This is a genomic window from Oceanibaculum indicum P24, assembly GCF_000299935.1.
Lineage (GTDB): Bacteria > Pseudomonadota > Alphaproteobacteria > Oceanibaculales > Oceanibaculaceae > Oceanibaculum > Oceanibaculum indicum.
Genome location: NZ_AMRL01000007.1, coordinates 1 through 16,558 on the forward strand (window position 1 = coordinate 1; position 16,558 = coordinate 16,558).

The window sequence follows — 16,558 nt, forward strand, 5'->3', positions numbered from 1 at the left end:
GGCTGGCGCTGGCCCGTGCCTGGACCCTGCAGCCCGAAGTGCTGTTCCTCGACGAGCCGACCTCGGCGCTGGATGTCCGGGGCATCCGCGAGGTCGAGGAGGCGCTGACCCATTTCCACGAGACCGGCACCAAGATCGTCATGACCAGCCATGATTTCGGGCAGGCGCGGCGGTTGGCCGACGAGATCGTGTTTTTGCATCACGGAAGGCTGGTCGAGGTGACCCCGGCCGAGCGGTTCTTCCGGGAACCACAGAGCGAGGAGGCCCGCGCCTTCATCAAGGGCGAACTTCTCTGGTGAGAAATCGAAATTCCATAAACAGGAGGATAGCAATGAACAGGTTTGGCAAATTCCTCGCCGTCGCGGCGCTGGCTGTTACCGCAGCTGTGGGCTCCGCGCAGGCACAAGACAAGTTCATCACCGTGGCCTCGACCACCTCGACCGAGAATTCGGGGCTGTTCAAGCACATCCTGCCGCTGTTCAAGGCGAAGACCGGCATCGAGGTGCGGGTGATCGCGCAGGGCACCGGCCAGGCGCTGGACACCGGGCGGCGCGGCGACGCCGACGTGGTGTTCGTGCATGCCCCGGCGGCGGAAAAGAAGTTCGTGGCCGAGGGCCATGGCGTCGAACGGTTCGAGGTCATGTATAACGACTTCGTCATCGTTGGCCCGAAGAGTGATCCGGCCGGTGTGAAGGGCATGAAGGACGCCCCTGCCTCGCTGACGAAGATCGCCGCCGCCAAGGCTGCCTTCGCCTCGCGCGGTGACGATTCCGGCACCCACAAGGCGGAGCTGCGGCTCTGGAAGGAAGCCGGCGTGGATGTGAAGGCCGCCGGCGGCGGCTGGTACCGCGAGCTGGGCTCCGGCATGGGCGCCACGCTGAACACCGCGGCGCAGATGCCGGCCTATGCGCTGACCGACCGCGCGACCTGGATCAGCTTCCAGAATCGCGGCCCGCTAGAGATTAGCGTCGAGGGCGATGCCAAGCTGTTCAACCAGTATGGCGTGATCCTGGTGAACCCGGAGACGCACAAGCATGTGAAGAAGGCGGAAGGTCAGGCCTTCATCGACTGGCTGGTCTCCGGCGAAGGCCAGAAGGCGATTGCCGACTACAAGCTGAACGGCCAGCAGCTGTTCTTCCCGAACGCGAAGAAGTCCAGCAGCTAATGGTCGCAAGCGGCGCACAGGCGAAGGGAGGATGGCATGAAGCTCCGCACTCTGGTTGTGGTTCTGGCGGTGCTGGTGAGCATGCCCGCTAAAGCCGCTGATACTCTCACCCTGTTCGCTGCCGGCAGCCTGAAGACGGCGCTGGGGGAGGTGGCGAAGGCCTATACGGCCAGGCACAGCATGGCGGTGGCGACGGAGTTCGCCGCCTCCGGCCTGCTGCGCAAGCGCATCGAGGAAGGCGCGCGGCCCGATGTCTTCGCCTCCGCCAACATGGCGCATCCGCAGAAGCTGGCCGCCGCCGGCATTGGCGGGCCGGTCATGCTGTTCGCCCGCAACCGGCTGTGTGCCCTCGCCCAGCCGGGCCTCGCGGTGACCAGCGAGACGCTGCTGGAGGTCATGCTGCGCCCGGAGGTGCGGCTCGGCACCTCGACGCCGAAGGCCGACCCGTCCGGTGATTATGCGTGGGAACTGTTCGGCAAGGCCGATGCGCTGAAGCCCGGCAGCCTGAAGCTGCTGGACGGCAAGGCGCTGAAGCTGACTGGTGGCCCGGATTCGCCGAAGCCGCCGGTCGGGCGCAACACCTATGGCTGGGTGATGGCGGAGAAGCAGGCCGACCTCTTCCTGACCTACTGCACCAATGCAAGGCTGGCGCAGGCGGAGGTGTCGGGGCTGCAGATCGTCGCCCTGCCGGAGAGCCTGTCGGTGGGCGCGGATTACGGCCTGACCGTCATCGGGGCGGACAAGCCGGCGGCGTGGCAGCTGGCGGCCTTCATCCTCTCGCCGGACGGCCAGACCATCCTAGATAAGTACGGGTTCACCGTGGCCGGGGTGCCCGCCGAGAAATAGAACACAGGAGGATGTGGATGGGCCGTTTCGTCCTTCTGCTGCTGGGCGGCCTGATCTGCTGGAGCCTTGACTCTGCGCCTGCATCGGCGCGGACACTCACCGATTCGGCCGGGCGCACTGTCACCCTGCCCGACCGCGTCGAGACCGTGTTCGCCGCCGGTCCGCCGGCCACGGTCTTCCTTTACACCCTGGCACCGGAGACGCTGGCCGGCTGGTCGCGCCCGCTGCATGCCGATGAGCGCCCCTATGTGCCGGAACGCTTCCGCGACCTGCCGAACCTGGGGCGGCTGACAGGGCGCGGCGGCACCGCCAATCTGGAGGCTGTGCTGGCGGCGAAGCCCGACCTCATCTTCGATTTCGGCTCGACCGCGCCGACCTATGTGTCGCTGGCGGACCGGGTGCAGGCGCAGACCGGCATTCCCGCCATCCTGATTGACGGGCGCTTCGAGAATACGGCGGCGGCTTTGCGTCTGCTGGGCGAGGCGCTGGGCCGGCAGGAACGCGCGGAGGCACTGGCGCGCTATACCGAGCGCACGCTGGTCGAGGTCGATGCCATCGCCGCGCAGGTGCCGCAGGACCGGCGGCCGCGCGTCTATCTGGCGCGCGGGCCGGTCGGGCTGGAGACCGGGGTGCGCGGCTCCATCAATACCGAGATCATCGAGCGTGCGGGCGGCATCAACGTGGCCGACGCGCCCGGCCAGCGCGGCATCGTGAATGTCTCGCTGGAGCAGGTGCTGGCCTGGAATCCGGAAGTCATCATCACCTGGGACGAGCGCGGCCTCGCCCATATGCTGACCGATGCGCGCTGGCGCAATGTCCGCGCGGTACAGACCGGGCGGCTCTATCTCGCCCCCTCGGTGCCCTTCGGCTGGATCGACCGGCCGCCCTCGATCAACCGGCTGCTCGGCCTGCGCTGGCTGGCGAAGGTGCTCTATCCCGATATCGATACCGGCGACATGCGGGCGATCACCAGGGAGTTCTACCGGCTGTTCTACCATGTCGAGCTGGATGAGGCGCTGCTGGCGCCGCTGCTTGCCGGCCCAGGGCGCTAGACGGTTTTGGGCGCTAGCCTGATACTGCGCGCATGACAGTGGAAACCCGGCATGGCGCGGCGGCGGGCGTGCGCTCCTGGCTGATGCCGGGGGCGCTGCTGGTGCTCTTGGCGCTGCTCATCCTGCTGGCCCTGTCGGTCGGCCAGTATCCGGTGACGCCGGGGCAGCTGTTCGACCTGATCGTCGCCGGCCTGACTGGGCGGCCCTCCGCCGTGCCGGAAACCGTGCAGACCGTCATCTGGCAGGTGCGCCTGCCGCGTGTTGCCGGCGCGCTGCTGGTCGGCGCGGCGCTGGCTGCCGCCGGGGCCGCCTATCAGGGGCTGTTCCGAAACCCGCTGGTCTCGCCGGACATACTGGGTGTGTCTGCCGGCTCCGGGCTGGGCGCGGTGCTGGGCATCTTCCTGTCGCTGCCGGTCATCTTCATCCAGCTCAGCGCCTTCGTGTTCGGCATCGCGGCGGTCACGCTGGTCTATCTGATCGCCGCCTCGGTGCGCGGGCGCGAGCCGGTGCTGGTCCTTGTGCTGGCCGGCGTGGTGCTGGGCACGCTGGCCGGCGCCGTCATCTCGCTGCTGAAGGTGCTGGCCGACCCCTATGACCAGTTGCCCGCCATCACCTTCTGGCTGCTGGGCAGTCTTGCCACGCTCAATCCCGGCGATGTGCTGGCGGCGGCACCGCTGGTGCTGCTTGGCCTCGCGCCGCTGTATCTGCTGCGCTGGCGGATGAACCTGATGGCGCTGGGCGATGAGGAGGCGAAGACGCTGGGCGTCGATGCCGCGCGGCTGCGCCTGCTGTTCATCGCCGCCGCCACGCTGATGACCGCCGCCGTGGTGTCGATCAGCGGCATTGTCGGATGGGTCGGCCTCGTCATGCCGCATATCGCGCGCATGCTGGTGGGGCCCAATTTCGAGCGGCTGCTGCCCGCCTCGTTGCTGCTGGGGGCGGGCTATCTGCTGATCGTCGATACGCTGGCGCGCACCCTGACCGTGACCGAGGTGCCGCTGGGCATCCTGACCGCCTTCCTCGGCGCGCCCTTCTTCCTGTGGCTGCTGGCGCGCGGGAGGCACGGATGGCAGTAGAGGCAGGATTGCGCGTCGAGGCGCTTTCCTTCGGCTATGGCGGCCGGCCGGTCGGGCGGGAGGTCGGCTTCGCGCTGGAAGCGGGGGAGGTGATCTGCCTGCTGGGACCGAATGGCGGCGGCAAGACCACCCTGTTCAAGACCATGCTGGGCCTCTTGCGTCCGCTCGGCGGGCGGGTAACGCTGGGCGGTGAGGATATCGCTGGCTGGAAGCGCGAGACCCTGGCCCGCCACATCGCCTATGTGCCGCAGGCGCACAGCGCCTTCTTCCCCTTCACCGTACGCGACATCGTGCTGATGGGGCGGGCATCGCAGGTCGGCCTGTTCGCCACGCCGGGGGCGGCTGACCGCAAGGCGGCGGAGGCCGCGCTGGCGGCGCTGGGCATCGAACGACTGGCGGACCGCGCCTATACGGAGATCAGCGGCGGCGAACGCCAGCTCACCCTGATCGCCCGCGCGCTGGCGCAGGAACCGCGCGTGCTGGTGATGGACGAGCCGACGGCCAGCCTCGATTTCGGGAACCAGATCCGGGTGCTGGAGAAGGTGCGCGGGCTGGCCCGCACCGGCATCGCCGTGCTGCTCAGCACGCACGACCCGGACCATGCCTTCCTGTGCGCCGACCGGGTGGCGCTGCTGCATGAGGGGCGGCTGCACGCGCTGGGCGCCCCGGCGGAAGTGGTCACCGCCGAGGCGCTGCGCCTGCTCTATGGCGTGGAGGTCGAGATCGTGACGCTGCCGGAGTCAGGACGGCGCATCTGCGTGCCGTCCCTGGTTTCATTTTAGGGCCGATAGACCGCCAGGAACTGCGCGCGCTGCTGGCCGGCCTCATCCAGCAGGGACAGCCGGTCGCCGTCGATCCGCCAGGTCGCCGTCTCCTTCAGTACGTTCGTCAGCGCGGCCTCGCGGCTCATCGCCGGTTCCGGGCAGGCCATCCGGGTAGCAAGCCCGTCGCCGAAGCGCAGCGTGTCGCCTTCCAGCCGATAGCCGCCGGCAATCTGGTTGCAGCCGGCATTGGCGGCATAGCGCGCCGGCTCCGGCAGCAGCAGCAGATAGGGCTCACGCCCGCCTTCCGTAGGGGCCACCGGTTCGCCCTCCAGCGCAATCAGCCGCCAGTAGCCATTGGCCAGCGTGTTGGAGGCCGGCACGCCGGGATCGCAGGCGCGTTCGGTGGATAGCCGGTCGAAGCGCTGTACCAGAATGGTGGGCTCGCTGCCGGGGCCGTCCATTCTGGGTCGCTGGGTGAGGGCACCCTTGAACTCCGCCGTCAGCGGTGCGGCACCCTTCGGCTTGGCGGCGAGGTAGGCGCGCTCCAGCGCCAGATACTCGCCCTCCATTGCCACCGGATAGGAATTGCCGGTGCGGCATTCGGTCAGGCGCGGCGCATCGGCCATGTAAGTGAAGGCGCCGCGCAGCGGCAGCACCGGCTCCAGCGGCGCCGCGTCCATCTGTCGGGTCAGCTCGTAGGGCAGGGTAGAGGCAATCGGCTGGCCGGTACGGTCGAGCAGGCGCAGCGTGCCATTGCCCATTATCTCCAGGCGCAGCACCTCGGGCGTGCCGGCTTCCTCGCTGCCGAGGATCAGCGTGCGGCGCGCCGGGTCGGCATGCCAGCGCCCGATGCTCTCCTCGCTCAGATTGCGTTCCAGATAGGTCCGGCGCAGCGCGTAGCTCTGGTCCGGGCGCAGGGTCAGCTCGTGCCTGATGCCCGGGCAGTCGGCGCAGGGCAGCACGCCGGCATAGCTGCCGGGCAGGCTCAGGCCGTTCGCCGCGACATAGCTTGCCGGCATGGCGGGCGGCGTCATCGGCCCCTCGGCAATGTGCTGGTCCGTGGCACAAGCGGCCAGCGTCAGGCCAAGGGCCACGATGGACAGGCTGAGGGTGGGGCGCATTGGAACCTCCCGCGGTATCGCGCTCTTCGCATTGAGTACTTGCCAGAAACGGCAACGGCCCGCCGGCGGTTCCGGCGGGCCGTCAGGGCGGTGCGGAAGGCTGCCGTCTATTTCTGCGCGATCGGCGCGAACACGGTATCCATCTCGATGCTGTCCACATCCTCAGGTCGCGCGAAGGGCGCAGGCGCCGGCTCGCCGGGCGTGCGCGGGCGACCGATCTCCTCGAAGAACAGGTCGAGCCCGCCCGGCATGATGGTCCAGAACATCTTCAGGTCCTTCGTGCCGGTGTTCATGATCTTGTGACGGCGGAAGGAGCCCAGCAGGATCGCCGTGCCGGGGCGCACCGGATGCGGCTCGCCATCCAGCTCCACCGTGCCCTCGCCCTCATAGAAGAACAGGATCTCGGTATGGTCGGGGTGCTGATGGTCGCGGATGAAGCAGCCCGGCGCGATGGACTGGACGCCGGTGGAGAAGGGCAGGCCCGGCACGTTGCGCTGGGAGAACTTCACCTCGCCATAGCCATTGGCCGGCACCGGCTGCCACCAGCTCGGCCCCTCGTCAGGCTGCACCACCACCGCGAAATTCCGGGTTGCGTCTTCGTGCTTCAGCGCGGTCATCGCTTGTCCCTCTCCTTCGCCAGACCTCTATCCACCAATGCTGACATAAAGGTCAGGCGACGCCAAGGCCAGTCCGACAGGTTCGTCCATCCACAAAAGATAACCAATGGAATGACAATACTCAACTGTCATCATTTATAATGAATGCCGGGGATTCTTAAAGGTCCCTTAAGCCAGTGGCGTTAATCTCCGTGCATAACCGTGCGACCGCCGAGAAGAAGCGGGTCGCGCAGATAACAGGCCGGAAACGCCAGGCAGGAATCAGCATGCAGGACACCAAGCTCCCGGATCGTGTGAAAAGCTTCGTCGGCCGTATTTTTGGCGCCGCCGAGGCCGAACAGGCCGGAAACGGGCAGCCTTTGACCCGCCCCATTGTGGCGGCCGGCAACCGGTCCGTGCCGGAAGCACAGCGCAGCCGCGAGGATTTCCTGCGCCGGCTGACCGACGTGCTGCAACAGCACAAGGCGGCGGCGGTGGGCCGGGTGCATCTGTTCGACCTAGAGGCCATCCGGCAGAAGCTGGGCGGCCGCTGGGAAGACCATCAGGCGCGCGTGCATGGGCTGACGCAGAAGGTGCTGGGCCGGCACCTGCAGGGCGGCGATGTGTATTGCCCGGTTGCCGGCGATTCCTATGTCGTGGTGTTCGCCGACGCCAGCCCGGAGCATGCGAAGGTCATGCTGATGAAGGTTGCACTGGAGATCGAGCAGCAGCTGTTCGGTGAGGTCGAGAAGCCTGTCGCCGCGGTCCAGGTGGCCAGCGCCACGGTGGATGGCGATGTGGTGTTCGCCGAAGAGAATCTGGAGTCGGTGTTCGAGCGCATCGGCATGCTGCTGGACGCGACGCTGCCTGTGGTGAAGCCTGCCGCGAAGGCCGATGGCGATCCATTGCAGGCAAAGCGGCCGCAACGGGAATCCGTTGATCTGCTGATCGACCGGCATCTGCCAGAACAGCTCGTCACCGAGGAGGATATCTGCTTCCTCTACACGCCCTATTGGGACGTGAAGGCACAGGCGCTGTCGATCTGGCAATGCGCCGCCGTGCTGAAAGACGGCAGCCTGCCGGACATCGTCGGCTACGACGTTCTGGGCCGCAACCCGGATACCGGGGATATCGGCTGGCTGGACAGTTTGCGGCTGGTAAGCGCCTGCAGCACGCTGGTCGAGATGCTGGCGAAAGGCTTCACCGTCTTCATTTCCGCCAACATCCATTTCGAGACGCTGGCGAATCGGCGCAACCTGGCGACGGTCACCAAGATTCTCGACCGGCTGCCGGGCCATGCGCACAAGTTCCTGGTCATCAGCATTGCCGGCGCGCCGGCCGGTGTACCGCAGAGCCGGATCGCGGATTTCGTGAACCTCTTGCGCCCGCGCTGCCGGGCGGTGCTGCTGCAGACCGAACTGGGCACGACCGAGATCGGCACCTTCACCGGCGTCGGGCTGGGCGGCCTCAGTCTCAGGGTCGCGCCGGATGCCTGCTATGACGCCCGCTTCGAGGTCAAGCTGGCCGGTTTCTCGGCAGAATGCCGCAAGGCGCGGCTGCTGCTGGCGGTGAACGGGCTGAACAGCGAAGGCCTGGTCCGGTCCGCCGTCAATGGCGGGGCGCGCTATATCGCCGGCGCGGCCATCGGCGGTCGCGTGGAGAAGCCGCGCAATATTGCCCGTTACACGCTGGAAGAAGTGCTGGTCGCCGCCTGACCGTTCCAGTACCTGCCCTATCGCATGGCAGCCTCACCATCGCCGGGGTTACGCGATCCCGGCGATGGCGGCATGCTGTTCCCCTGAACGTCAATACTAACAGGGTAACAACAGGGATGGGCAGGCAATGACCCGACGGATTTTCACCGCCACGCTGGGCACCGAGACAAACACCTTCTCCTCGCTGCCGACCGGCATGAAGATGTTCGAGGATACCTGCCTCTACCGCAATGCCAGCTATGGCGACAAGCCGCCGATGTTCGGCGCGCCGCTGGTGGTCTGGCGCCGCCGGGCGGAGGAGCGCGGCTGGGATGTGGTCGAGGGGCTGTGCGCCTTCGCCATGCCGGCCGGCAAGACGGTGGCGCGCGTCTATCGCCAGTTCCGTGACGAAATCCTGGCCGACATCAAGGCGGCGATGCCGGTCGATGCGGTGCTGTTGTCGCTGCATGGCGCGATGGTGGCCGAGGAGCATGACGATGCCGAGGGCCAGCTGATCGAGGCGGTGCGCAAGCTGGTCGGCCCGGATGTCGCCATTGGCGTGGAGCTGGATTTGCACGCCAATGTCGGCAAGCGCATGCTGGAGAACGCCACGGTCATCGTGCTGTTCAAGGAATATCCGCATATCGACATCCCGGAACGCGCGGAGGAGGTCTTCACCCTGATCGCCGACCATCTGGACGGCAAGACGAAGCCGGTGATGGGCTGGTTCGACTGCAAGACCATCGGCGTGTTCCATACCACCCGCCCGCCGATGCGCGGCTTCGTGGACCGGATGGCGGCGCTGGAAGGCAAGGATGGCATTCTGTCAGTCTCCGCCATTCACGGCTTCCCCTGGGCGGATGTGCCGGATATGGGCAGCAAGATGCTGGTGGTTGCCGATGGCGACCGGGCGAAGGCGACCGCGCTGGCGGAAAAGCTGGGGCGGGAGTTCTACGGCTTCCGCGAAGAGGCGCAGCCCGCCTACACCAGTCTGGATCAGGCGATGGCGCGGGCGGCCAGCCACAACCAGCCGAAGCCGCTGGTGCTGGCCGATGTCTCCGACAATGCCGGCGGCGGGGCGGCCAGCGATTCCACCTTCGTGCTGGAGGCGATGCTGAAGAAGGGCATAAGCGACGCCGCCATCGGCATGTTCTGGGACCCGATGGCGGTGCGCGTCGCCTTCGAGGTTGGCGTGGGCGCGGAAACCGATATCCGGCTTGGCGGCAAGCTGGGCGCGTCCTCCGGCCAGCCGCTCGACCTCAGGGTGAAGGTGCTGGCCCTGCTGGAAGATGCGACCGTGCAGTTCGGCGGTGCCCGCAAGGGCCATCAGAAGGTCGGCGACATGGCGGCGCTGGAGGCGGACGGCATCGTGATCGTGGTGAACACGCTGCGCACGCAGTGCTCCAGCGCCGACTGCTTCACCAATCTCGGCATCGATCCGGCGTCAAAGAAGGTCGTGGTGGTGAAGTCGATGCAGCATTTCCATGCCGCCTATGCGCCGCTGGCCTCCGACGTGCTCTATGTCGCCGCTCCCGGCGCACTGATGCCGGACTTCACCAAGCTGGATTACAAGAAGGCGCCGCGCGATCAGTGGCCGCTGGTGCCGGCCCCGCTGGGCTGAAGCCTCAGGGCGGCGCGCCTGTCACGCAGGCGTGCCGCCAGCACCGGCAGCGCCAGCAGCAGGCTGGCCGCGCACCACAGCAAGGCCTGTGTGTTGTGCGGGCCTTCCCGGACGGCGATGAAGATGGCGCAGGGGACTAGGGCGAGGGCGAGGCCGACCTCCGCGTCGCCGATGGCTTCCGGCAGACCGCGGAGCAACGCCAGCAGGGCAAGCCCCACCGCCGGCAGCAGCGCGAAGGAGGCCGGGAAGTCGCGGTAACGCGGATCGAACACCAGCCCCAGACACATCGCCAGCACGAAGGCCAGCGCCAGCAGCCGCACCGGATCGACCAGCCGGCTTGTCGCGCTGTCGGGTTTTTCCTCAACAGCACGCGCCAGCGCCGTCGCCAGCACCAGCATGGCGCCCAGCGACAGCAGCCACAGCGCCCCGCCCGCCGCCCATTCGAAGGGCATGCGGCTCATCTCAACGACATAGCGTGCCTGCATGGTGAGCAGCGTGCCGGAGGCGGCACCCGTCAGCACCAGCGTGGCCCAGCCGGCGGCTGTACCCGGCGCCTCGCGGCGGAGGGTGGCCCAGGCCAGCGGCAGCAGGCCGAACAGCAGAGATCCGGTGAGCCAGAGCTTCCAGCCGGGCAGTTCCTCGACCGGGCCGGTCAGCGGGAACTTGGCCTCGCGGCCGACATCATACAGGCCCCAATGGCCGCCGACCGTGCCTTCATTGGCGCGCTTCCAGGGCTGGTCGAACGCCTCGATCAGATTGTAGTCGATGCCCTGCTTGCTGACCTCGGAAACGAAGTCGCGCAGGAAGGCGGCCTGGTTCACCCGGCCGGGCACCGCGCCCTCGCGCTGGCGGCCGGCGCTGGGCCAGCCGGTCTCGCCGATCAGCAGGGTGACACCCGGCATCTGCTTTTCGACGAAGCGGTAGATGTCCATGATGTGGGCGACGGCCGCGTCGATGCCGACCGGCTCGTCCTCCCAATAGGGCAGGATATGGATGGTGGCGAAATCCACCTCATCGAGCAGCGGCTTGTGCCGCATCCAGAATTCCCACACATCGGCATAGGTCACCGCCACCTGCGAGCGCTGCCGGACCCAGCGAATGGTCTCGGCCAGCTTCTCGCGCGGCAGCTCGCCGCGCAGCATCACCTCATTGCCGACGACGATGGCGCGGACCGTCTGCGGATGGGCGTTGGCGAGTTCGACCGCCTTTGCCATCTGCAGCATGTTCTTGTCGGCCTGGCTGCCGATCCACACGCCCAGCAGCACCTCCAGCCCGTGGCGGGCGGCGATCTCCGGCACCTTGTCGAGGCCCTGATCGACGGCATAGGTGCGCACGCAGCGCGTGTTGCTGGCGAGGGCCGCGAAATCCTCGTCGATCTGCCATTCCGGGATGATGATGCCTTCCTGGAAGGGCGACTGGCCCTCGCGGAACGGCGCGTAGGAGACGCAGGCGAACTTGCCGCCGCTTACATCCGGCAAGGCCACCGGAACGCCTTGCGCGATCCAGTGGCCAATACCGGCAATTGTGGCCAGCGCCAGCAGCGCCAGCCCGGCAAGCCTGCGTGCCCGCATCCTGTCCAGACTCACTTGGCCTGCTGGTTCGCCGGGGTCTTGCCCGTGCTGGTCCAGGGCAGCATGCCGACCAGCGCGCGGTAGGGGGCGACATTGATGAAGGACATGCCCAGCGCCGCCCAGTAGGGCAGGGACAGCACGCCCAGCATCGCCAGCCACAGCCGTTCCTCAAGCTGGTTGAAGTGGTTGGTCAGCAGCATGGCCGCCATCGCGCCCAGCAGCAGCACCAGCATCAGTGCCTCCTCGCGCACCTGGCCGATCACCTGCACCCAGGCCGGACGGTTCTCCAGCTTCGGGGTACGCAGGAACGGACGTCCGGAGGTGAAGATGCCGGTCAGCATCGCCTTGGCGACCATGTGGCCCAGTGCCAGGCCGCCCAGGGCCGCGCCCAGATTCTCCGCGAAGGAGCAGGGCACGCGCAGCTTGTACAGCCACAGCGACCGCAGCACCTTGAACACGAACACCGACAGGGCGGGCACCACGAAGGCGGCGGACGGGAATTCCAGCACCTTCGGGAAGGCGATCATCATGCCGGTCCAGAAGATCGCGGCGACGGTGAAGACCATGCCCAGCGCATCGGCGAACCAGGGCGCCCAGCCGCTGATGAAGTGATAGCGCTGCGCGTTGGTCAGGTGGGTGACGCCCGGCTTCAGCAGGCTGCGCCAGTGCCGCTTCAGGATCTGCACCGAGCCATAGGCCCAGCGGAAACGCTGGGTCTTGTAGGCATCCAGCGAATCCGGCATGACGCCCTTGCCGTAGGAGCGGGAATCATAGACCGACTGCCAGCCCTCCTGGAACAGGCGCAGGCCCAGCTCCGCGTCTTCGGTGATGCACCATTCCGCCCAGCCGCCGACATCCTGTAGCGCAGACTTGCGCACCATGGTCATGGTGCCGTGCTGGATGATGGCGTTGTCGTCGTTGCGCTGCACCATGCCGATCTTGAAGAAGCCGGCATATTCCCAGTAGCAGGCCTTCTTGAAGGCGCTTTCGTCCTGGTCGTAGTAATCCTGCGGCGCCTGCACCAGGCCGACGGCAGGGTCCTGGAAGTGCGGCACCATGTTCGTCAGCCAGTCGGGCGTGACGATGTAGTCGCTGTCGATGACGGCCACCACCTCGGCGTCGCCGGCGGTCTCCTTCAGGGCGAAGTTCAGCGCGCCCGCCTTGTAGCCCGGCCACGGGCACAAGTGGAAGAAGCGGAAGCGGTCCCCCAGCGCCTGGCAATGGATTTCCACCGGGCGCCAGACGGCCTCGTCCTTGGTGTTGTTGTCGATCACCAGCACTTCGAAATTCGGATAGTCGAGCTTCGCCAGCGCGTTCAGCGTCTGCTTCAGCATCTCCGGCGGCTCGTTGTAGCACGGCACGTGGATCGACACCTTGGGCAGGCGCGACATGTCCGTGCCGGCGACGCGCGGCGCCTGCACCCGGCGGTTCTTGCGCCAGATCACGTCGATCAGCTCCACCATGTCGCCGGCGACAGCGGTGAACAGCAGCACCTGCAGCATGATGAGCACGGCCCAGGCAGCGATCTCGCCGGCGCCCAGATAGCGCATGGCTGGGATCAGCATGGCCATGGTGATCGCCGTGCCGGCACCCTGGAAGGTGGCGGCGAACACGGCGCGGCCGGGCAGCTTCAGCTCGCCGCGGGCGCGCAGATAGACGATGGTCGGGATCAGGCCGATGAACACCGCGATGGCAGCCCAGAGCGGCCAGTCCGGCAGTTCGGAGACCGGCTGGTTCCAGGAGAATTTCGGCTGGCGGTCAGCGTCGTACAGGCCCCAATAGGCGCCGACGATGCCTTCCTCGCCGATCTTCCAGGGCTGGTCGAACGCCTCGATGATGTAATAGTCGAACTGGTGGATGCGCGCGACATTCACCCATTCGCGGATGAAGCGCGCCTGGTTGACCAGCGAGGCCTCGGCGGCGCCCACCTTCTTGCCGGCGCTCGGCCAGCCCACCTCGGTGATGACGATCGGCTTGTTCGGATACAGCTCGCGCAGCTTGGCGTAGCGCTGCAGCGTGTCCTCGATGGCCATTTCGACCGGCACGCCTTCCCAGTAGGGCAGCAGCTGCACGGCGATGAAATCGACGGCCTCGACCAGTTCCGGATGCTTGTGCCAGATGTGCCAGGGCTCCGCCGTGGAGACGCGCACCGAGGCATTCATCTGCACCTGGCGGATGAAGTCGATGATCTCCGGCACGGTCACCTCGGCGCGCAGCAGCGCCTCGTTGCCGACGATGACGCGCGAAACGTTGCGGTTCTGCCGCACGATGCTGATCAGGTCGGCCACCTCGCGCTTGTTGCGCGCGTCGTCGCTGCCGATCCAGGCGCCGGGCATGACACGCAGCCCATACTCGCGGGCCAGGGCCGGTATCCGGTCATGGCCATCGCTGGTGGTATAGGTGCGGATGCCCGAGGTCTCCTTCGAGACCAGTTCGAGGTCGCGGCGGATTTCCTCCGCCGACGGACCCTTGGTCAGCGGACCCTGGTCGCGCCGGTAGGGGCTGAAGGACATGCCGGCAATCGCGCCATCGGCATTGACGGCCGGGCGCGGCCAGTAGATGGCGCCCCAGACCGCGACATTCGCCAGAATGACAAGCCCGACGATAAGCAGATTCGACAAACGCAACATGTTCAGTGCCGTTTCATTGTCAGAAGGCTTCCGTGTTCAAGATCACAGCATGACGAGAAAAACGGCCAGCAAAGGGCGGAGGTTCCGTCCCTTGGCCCAGCAATGGCCATATTCCTGGCTGCCATTTCGGCTGTATGTCCCGAAGACGGGAGCGCTTTCACCCACCGGGAGGCTTGTTTGAGCCAGTCCGCTAGCCTCGACTTGCAGGATGGCTGGGGGTCCCTTCCGACCCGACGGCGGCAAATATAGCCATGTCGAAACCACCATTCAAGTCTTTATCGATTCTCGGAATTTAGAAGATTGTTATAGTAATGTGTTATTATTTACATAGATCATGAAGTAAAAATTGGCGCCTATTTGTATATTCGTAAATTCATATGGTGACGAAAAAAGGGGTGCGGCCTTGCTGCCGGGTCACGCGAAAAATGAATCCATCTCGCAGGTGCGGGATAAGCCCGTGCGCCGCCCATCAGTGCTGGCGATAAGCGATTCTTTTTAAGGGCTTATTCCGGCTTCTGGCCGGTGCGGCGCGCTTGTCTTGCGCCGGTCTTATCGGCGGGATTTATGGGGGCGATTTGCCGGTGGGGTTTAGAGGGGGCTTATTCGGGCAGCCAGTTGTCCGTGCGCACGCCCACCAGCAACCGGTCTGGCCGGTTGCCATCGGTCGAGAAAGGCAGCAGCAGGCGGGTGTAATGCCGGCGCGACCCATCCACGGTGGCGATCACCCGGTGATAGGCCGGCACGCCGGTCATGCGCACGGTGTTGTAGTCCGTCGCCACCGACTCCCGGTAGATCGGAATGGGGAAGTCGTGCAGGGTCCGGCCCGAGAAATTTCGGTTATTGAACAGGGTCACACGGCTGCCATAGACGCTGACGTGGAAGTTCATAGGGTTTTCGGAAGAAGCATCGATCAGATGTACGAAGCCCAGCATGCCGATATCGGCGATGAACTTCGGATCGATATCCGATAGCAGCGGCAGACCATGACGCCGCCCTGTCGCCTGCTGGGCCTGACGCCAGATCTGCAACAGGTTTTCCATGCCAAGGCTGTCGGAAGTCGAAACCTCATCTACCGGCATCGGCATGCGGTAGATGAAATTCCCCCGCTCGTCTTCGGCGGTCGCGGGCCTCGCATTGCGGCTGTTGCCGTATAGAGCCTTCAGCCCCAAGGCGGAACTGGCCATTGGCCGTTGCGCAAGCCGTTCTCTGCGATAGGCGGAAAGATCGATGACCTTGTGGCTTTTATAGACATTGCCGCCGCGACGGGAATGCTCCTCGTCCAGCACGACAAGCCGGTCGCGGAAAAACGCGCTATCGACTGGCGTGAGCAGGGCAGCATTCGCCCGCAGAGCGCCGATTGCACTGCTCGCGCTGGCAAGCTTGTTCTGTGCCAGGAACAGATTGGCCATATTCAACAGGTCGTGGCAGCGCCGTAAGTTGCCATCGATGAACGGCTGCGATGTCGTCATGAGGTCTCCCCACCCCAAACAGCCTAAAAATAGAATTATTATATTAAAGTAGAATTACGGAACTATTTTCAATAGGCAACTGTAAAATGCATACCATATGACGCGCCGCATCGCGGTCCGGCAGCCACGGACAAAACCGACATACCCCGGTGCGGGCAGGCGGTCACCCCTTCTAGATGACCGCTTTCCATATCCCGCGACCCCTTACGCGGCGGCGGTTTCGGCGGGCTCCAGCGTGGCGGGCTGCACCCATTCCGCGAACTGCTTCAATATTTCAGGTCGCGTGATCCATCCCATGTAAACCGTTTCATTCTTGTCGGTTACCGGGAAGTATCCATCGATGCAGACATCCATGTGCGGATAGCCATAGGCCTTCAGCGGCAGCCCCCTGTCGGCGATGTGCTTCAGAACCGCACCGCAATGCCAGTCCACATCGAAATGCCGCATCGACAATGCCCGCGTGAGCCGGGGCAGGGTGCCAGCCAGGCCATGACCGCGCCAGTCGGGGTGAACCCACAGGCCGCCATGATGGCCGACACGGCCACTGATGTGCGGCACATCCTCGGGCAGAACGATGTTCAGCGGCTGGCGGACCAGGACCGGCTTCAGGTCGTACCAAAGACGGAACGACCTCTTGAGGCCGATATAGTCATCGGTGATGAACAGACGGTTGGCGATGCAGGCAACCGTCTGTCCTTCATAGCGCAGCCGCAGCCAGAAGCTGTTGCCCGGATGCAGGTGACTTTCCGAGGGATCAAAAGTCGGGTTCAGCAACGACATCTTCGGAGCCGAGCGCATCACATCGGCCCAGCCGGCCATGTCGGTTTCGACCGTAAGTTCCAGCCCCATCCCCTCAAGGCTGTCGAGATAGAGGCTGATGACGGCTTGAATATTGTCGTAGTCCTGCGAAGTCAAAGCACGCATTTTGTCCTCCTGTGCCGTAAGCCCGCGGA

The 16,558-nt window shown here is 65.7% G+C and carries 13 protein-coding genes and 1 pseudogene; 8 read left to right on the forward strand and 6 right to left on the reverse strand.

All coding sequences use genetic code 11. The features are described 5' to 3' along the window. The 6 genes and pseudogenes from P24_RS20270 to P24_RS07410 form a co-directional block, all read left to right on the forward strand. Nucleotides 1–299, forward strand: a pseudogene (locus P24_RS20270) (phosphate ABC transporter ATP-binding protein); the annotation flags it as partial. 32 nt (nt 300–331) lie between these two features. Then, entirely contained in the window at nt 332–1,165 is an 834-nt protein-coding gene (locus tag P24_RS07390; RefSeq protein WP_008944076.1) for a substrate-binding domain-containing protein, read from the forward strand. 36 nt (nt 1,166–1,201) lie between these two features. Next, nucleotides 1,202–2,011 (forward strand): molybdate ABC transporter substrate-binding protein, encoded by an 810-nt coding sequence (locus P24_RS07395; RefSeq protein WP_008944077.1) that lies wholly within the window; start codon nt 1,202–1,204, stop codon nt 2,009–2,011. Between the two features lie 17 nt (nt 2,012–2,028). Beyond that, nucleotides 2,029–3,063, forward strand: a complete 1,035-nt coding sequence (locus P24_RS07400) for an iron ABC transporter substrate-binding protein (protein WP_008944078.1) — start codon at nt 2,029–2,031, stop codon at nt 3,061–3,063. Nucleotides 3,064–3,095: 32 nt separating this feature from the next. Then, nucleotides 3,096–4,139, forward strand: a complete 1,044-nt coding sequence (locus P24_RS07405) for a FecCD family ABC transporter permease (protein WP_008944079.1) — start codon at nt 3,096–3,098, stop codon at nt 4,137–4,139. Continuing rightward, nucleotides 4,130–4,921, forward strand: a complete 792-nt coding sequence (locus tag P24_RS07410) for an ABC transporter ATP-binding protein (protein WP_040706958.1) — start codon at nt 4,130–4,132, stop codon at nt 4,919–4,921. Before P24_RS07405 ends, P24_RS07410 begins: the two co-directional genes overlap by 10 nt. On the opposite strand, the gene P24_RS19170 is transcribed toward P24_RS07410, so the two are convergent. Beyond that, the gene (locus tag P24_RS19170; RefSeq protein WP_008944081.1) at nt 4,918–6,024 is read right to left on the reverse strand and encodes an META domain-containing protein; all 1,107 of its coding nucleotides are present in this window, start codon (nt 6,022–6,024) and stop codon (nt 4,918–4,920) included. The two genes, P24_RS07410 and P24_RS19170, sit on opposite strands and share 4 nt — an antisense overlap. 107 nt (nt 6,025–6,131) lie before the next feature. Further along, entirely contained in the window at nt 6,132–6,641 is a 510-nt protein-coding gene (locus tag P24_RS07420) for a cupin domain-containing protein (protein WP_008944082.1), read from the reverse strand. Between the two features lie 266 nt (nt 6,642–6,907). On the opposite strand from P24_RS07420, the gene P24_RS07425 reads away from it, so the two are divergent. After that, on the forward strand, nt 6,908–8,335 hold the full coding sequence (locus P24_RS07425; protein WP_008944083.1) for a hypothetical protein: 1,428 nt from the start codon (nt 6,908–6,910) through the stop codon (nt 8,333–8,335). A 127-nt stretch (nt 8,336–8,462) separates the two neighbouring features. Next, a complete protein-coding gene (locus tag P24_RS07430) occupies nt 8,463–9,935 on the forward strand; it encodes a M81 family metallopeptidase (RefSeq protein ID WP_008944084.1) in 1,473 nt (490 codons plus the stop codon). Here the strand turns inward: P24_RS07430 and P24_RS07435 are convergent. From P24_RS07435 to P24_RS07450, 4 genes are all read right to left on the reverse strand, one after another. Next, a complete protein-coding gene (locus P24_RS07435) occupies nt 9,902–11,521 on the reverse strand; it encodes a glycoside hydrolase family 17 protein (RefSeq protein ID WP_156816216.1) in 1,620 nt (539 codons plus the stop codon). The genes P24_RS07430 and P24_RS07435 overlap by 34 nt on opposite strands. Beyond that, nucleotides 11,518–14,136, reverse strand: coding sequence for a glycosyltransferase (locus P24_RS07440; protein ID WP_008944086.1), 2,619 nt, complete (start codon nt 14,134–14,136; stop codon nt 11,518–11,520). The genes P24_RS07435 and P24_RS07440 overlap by 4 nt, the downstream gene beginning before the upstream one ends. A gap of 599 nt (nt 14,137–14,735) precedes the next feature. Beyond that, nucleotides 14,736–15,605 carry a PAS domain-containing protein gene (locus P24_RS07445; RefSeq protein ID WP_008944087.1) on the reverse strand — a complete coding sequence of 290 codons (870 nt, stop codon included), beginning with the start codon at nt 15,603–15,605 and terminating at the stop codon, nt 14,736–14,738. A 204-nt stretch (nt 15,606–15,809) separates the two neighbouring features. Continuing rightward, nucleotides 15,810–16,529, reverse strand: coding sequence for a GNAT family N-acetyltransferase (locus P24_RS07450; RefSeq protein ID WP_008944088.1), 720 nt, complete (start codon nt 16,527–16,529; stop codon nt 15,810–15,812). Between the last annotated feature and the right edge of the window lie 29 nt (nt 16,530–16,558).

What these genes read in the sequence shown, in the direction of transcription:
- P24_RS07390 (WP_008944076.1), top strand. Translation starts at nt 332, where the DNA reads ATGAACAGGTTTGGCAAATTCCTCGCCGTCGCGGCGCTGGCTGTTACC.
- P24_RS07395 (WP_008944077.1), top strand. Translation starts at nt 1,202, where the DNA reads ATGAAGCTCCGCACTCTGGTTGTGGTTCTGGCGGTGCTGGTGAGCATG.
- P24_RS07400 (WP_008944078.1), top strand. Translation starts at nt 2,029, where the DNA reads ATGGGCCGTTTCGTCCTTCTGCTGCTGGGCGGCCTGATCTGCTGGAGC.
- P24_RS07405 (WP_008944079.1), top strand. Translation starts at nt 3,096, where the DNA reads ATGACAGTGGAAACCCGGCATGGCGCGGCGGCGGGCGTGCGCTCCTGG.
- P24_RS07410 (WP_040706958.1), top strand. Translation starts at nt 4,130, where the DNA reads ATGGCAGTAGAGGCAGGATTGCGCGTCGAGGCGCTTTCCTTCGGCTAT.
- P24_RS19170 (WP_008944081.1), bottom strand. Translation starts at nt 6,024, where the DNA reads ATGCGCCCCACCCTCAGCCTGTCCATCGTGGCCCTTGGCCTGACGCTG.
- P24_RS07420 (WP_008944082.1), bottom strand. Translation starts at nt 6,641, where the DNA reads ATGACCGCGCTGAAGCACGAAGACGCAACCCGGAATTTCGCGGTGGTG.
- P24_RS07425 (WP_008944083.1), top strand. Translation starts at nt 6,908, where the DNA reads ATGCAGGACACCAAGCTCCCGGATCGTGTGAAAAGCTTCGTCGGCCGT.
- P24_RS07430 (WP_008944084.1), top strand. Translation starts at nt 8,463, where the DNA reads ATGACCCGACGGATTTTCACCGCCACGCTGGGCACCGAGACAAACACC.
- P24_RS07440 (WP_008944086.1), bottom strand. Translation starts at nt 14,136, where the DNA reads ATGTTGCGTTTGTCGAATCTGCTTATCGTCGGGCTTGTCATTCTGGCG.
- P24_RS07445 (WP_008944087.1), bottom strand. Translation starts at nt 15,605, where the DNA reads ATGACGACATCGCAGCCGTTCATCGATGGCAACTTACGGCGCTGCCAC.
- P24_RS07450 (WP_008944088.1), bottom strand. Translation starts at nt 16,529, where the DNA reads ATGCGTGCTTTGACTTCGCAGGACTACGACAATATTCAAGCCGTCATC.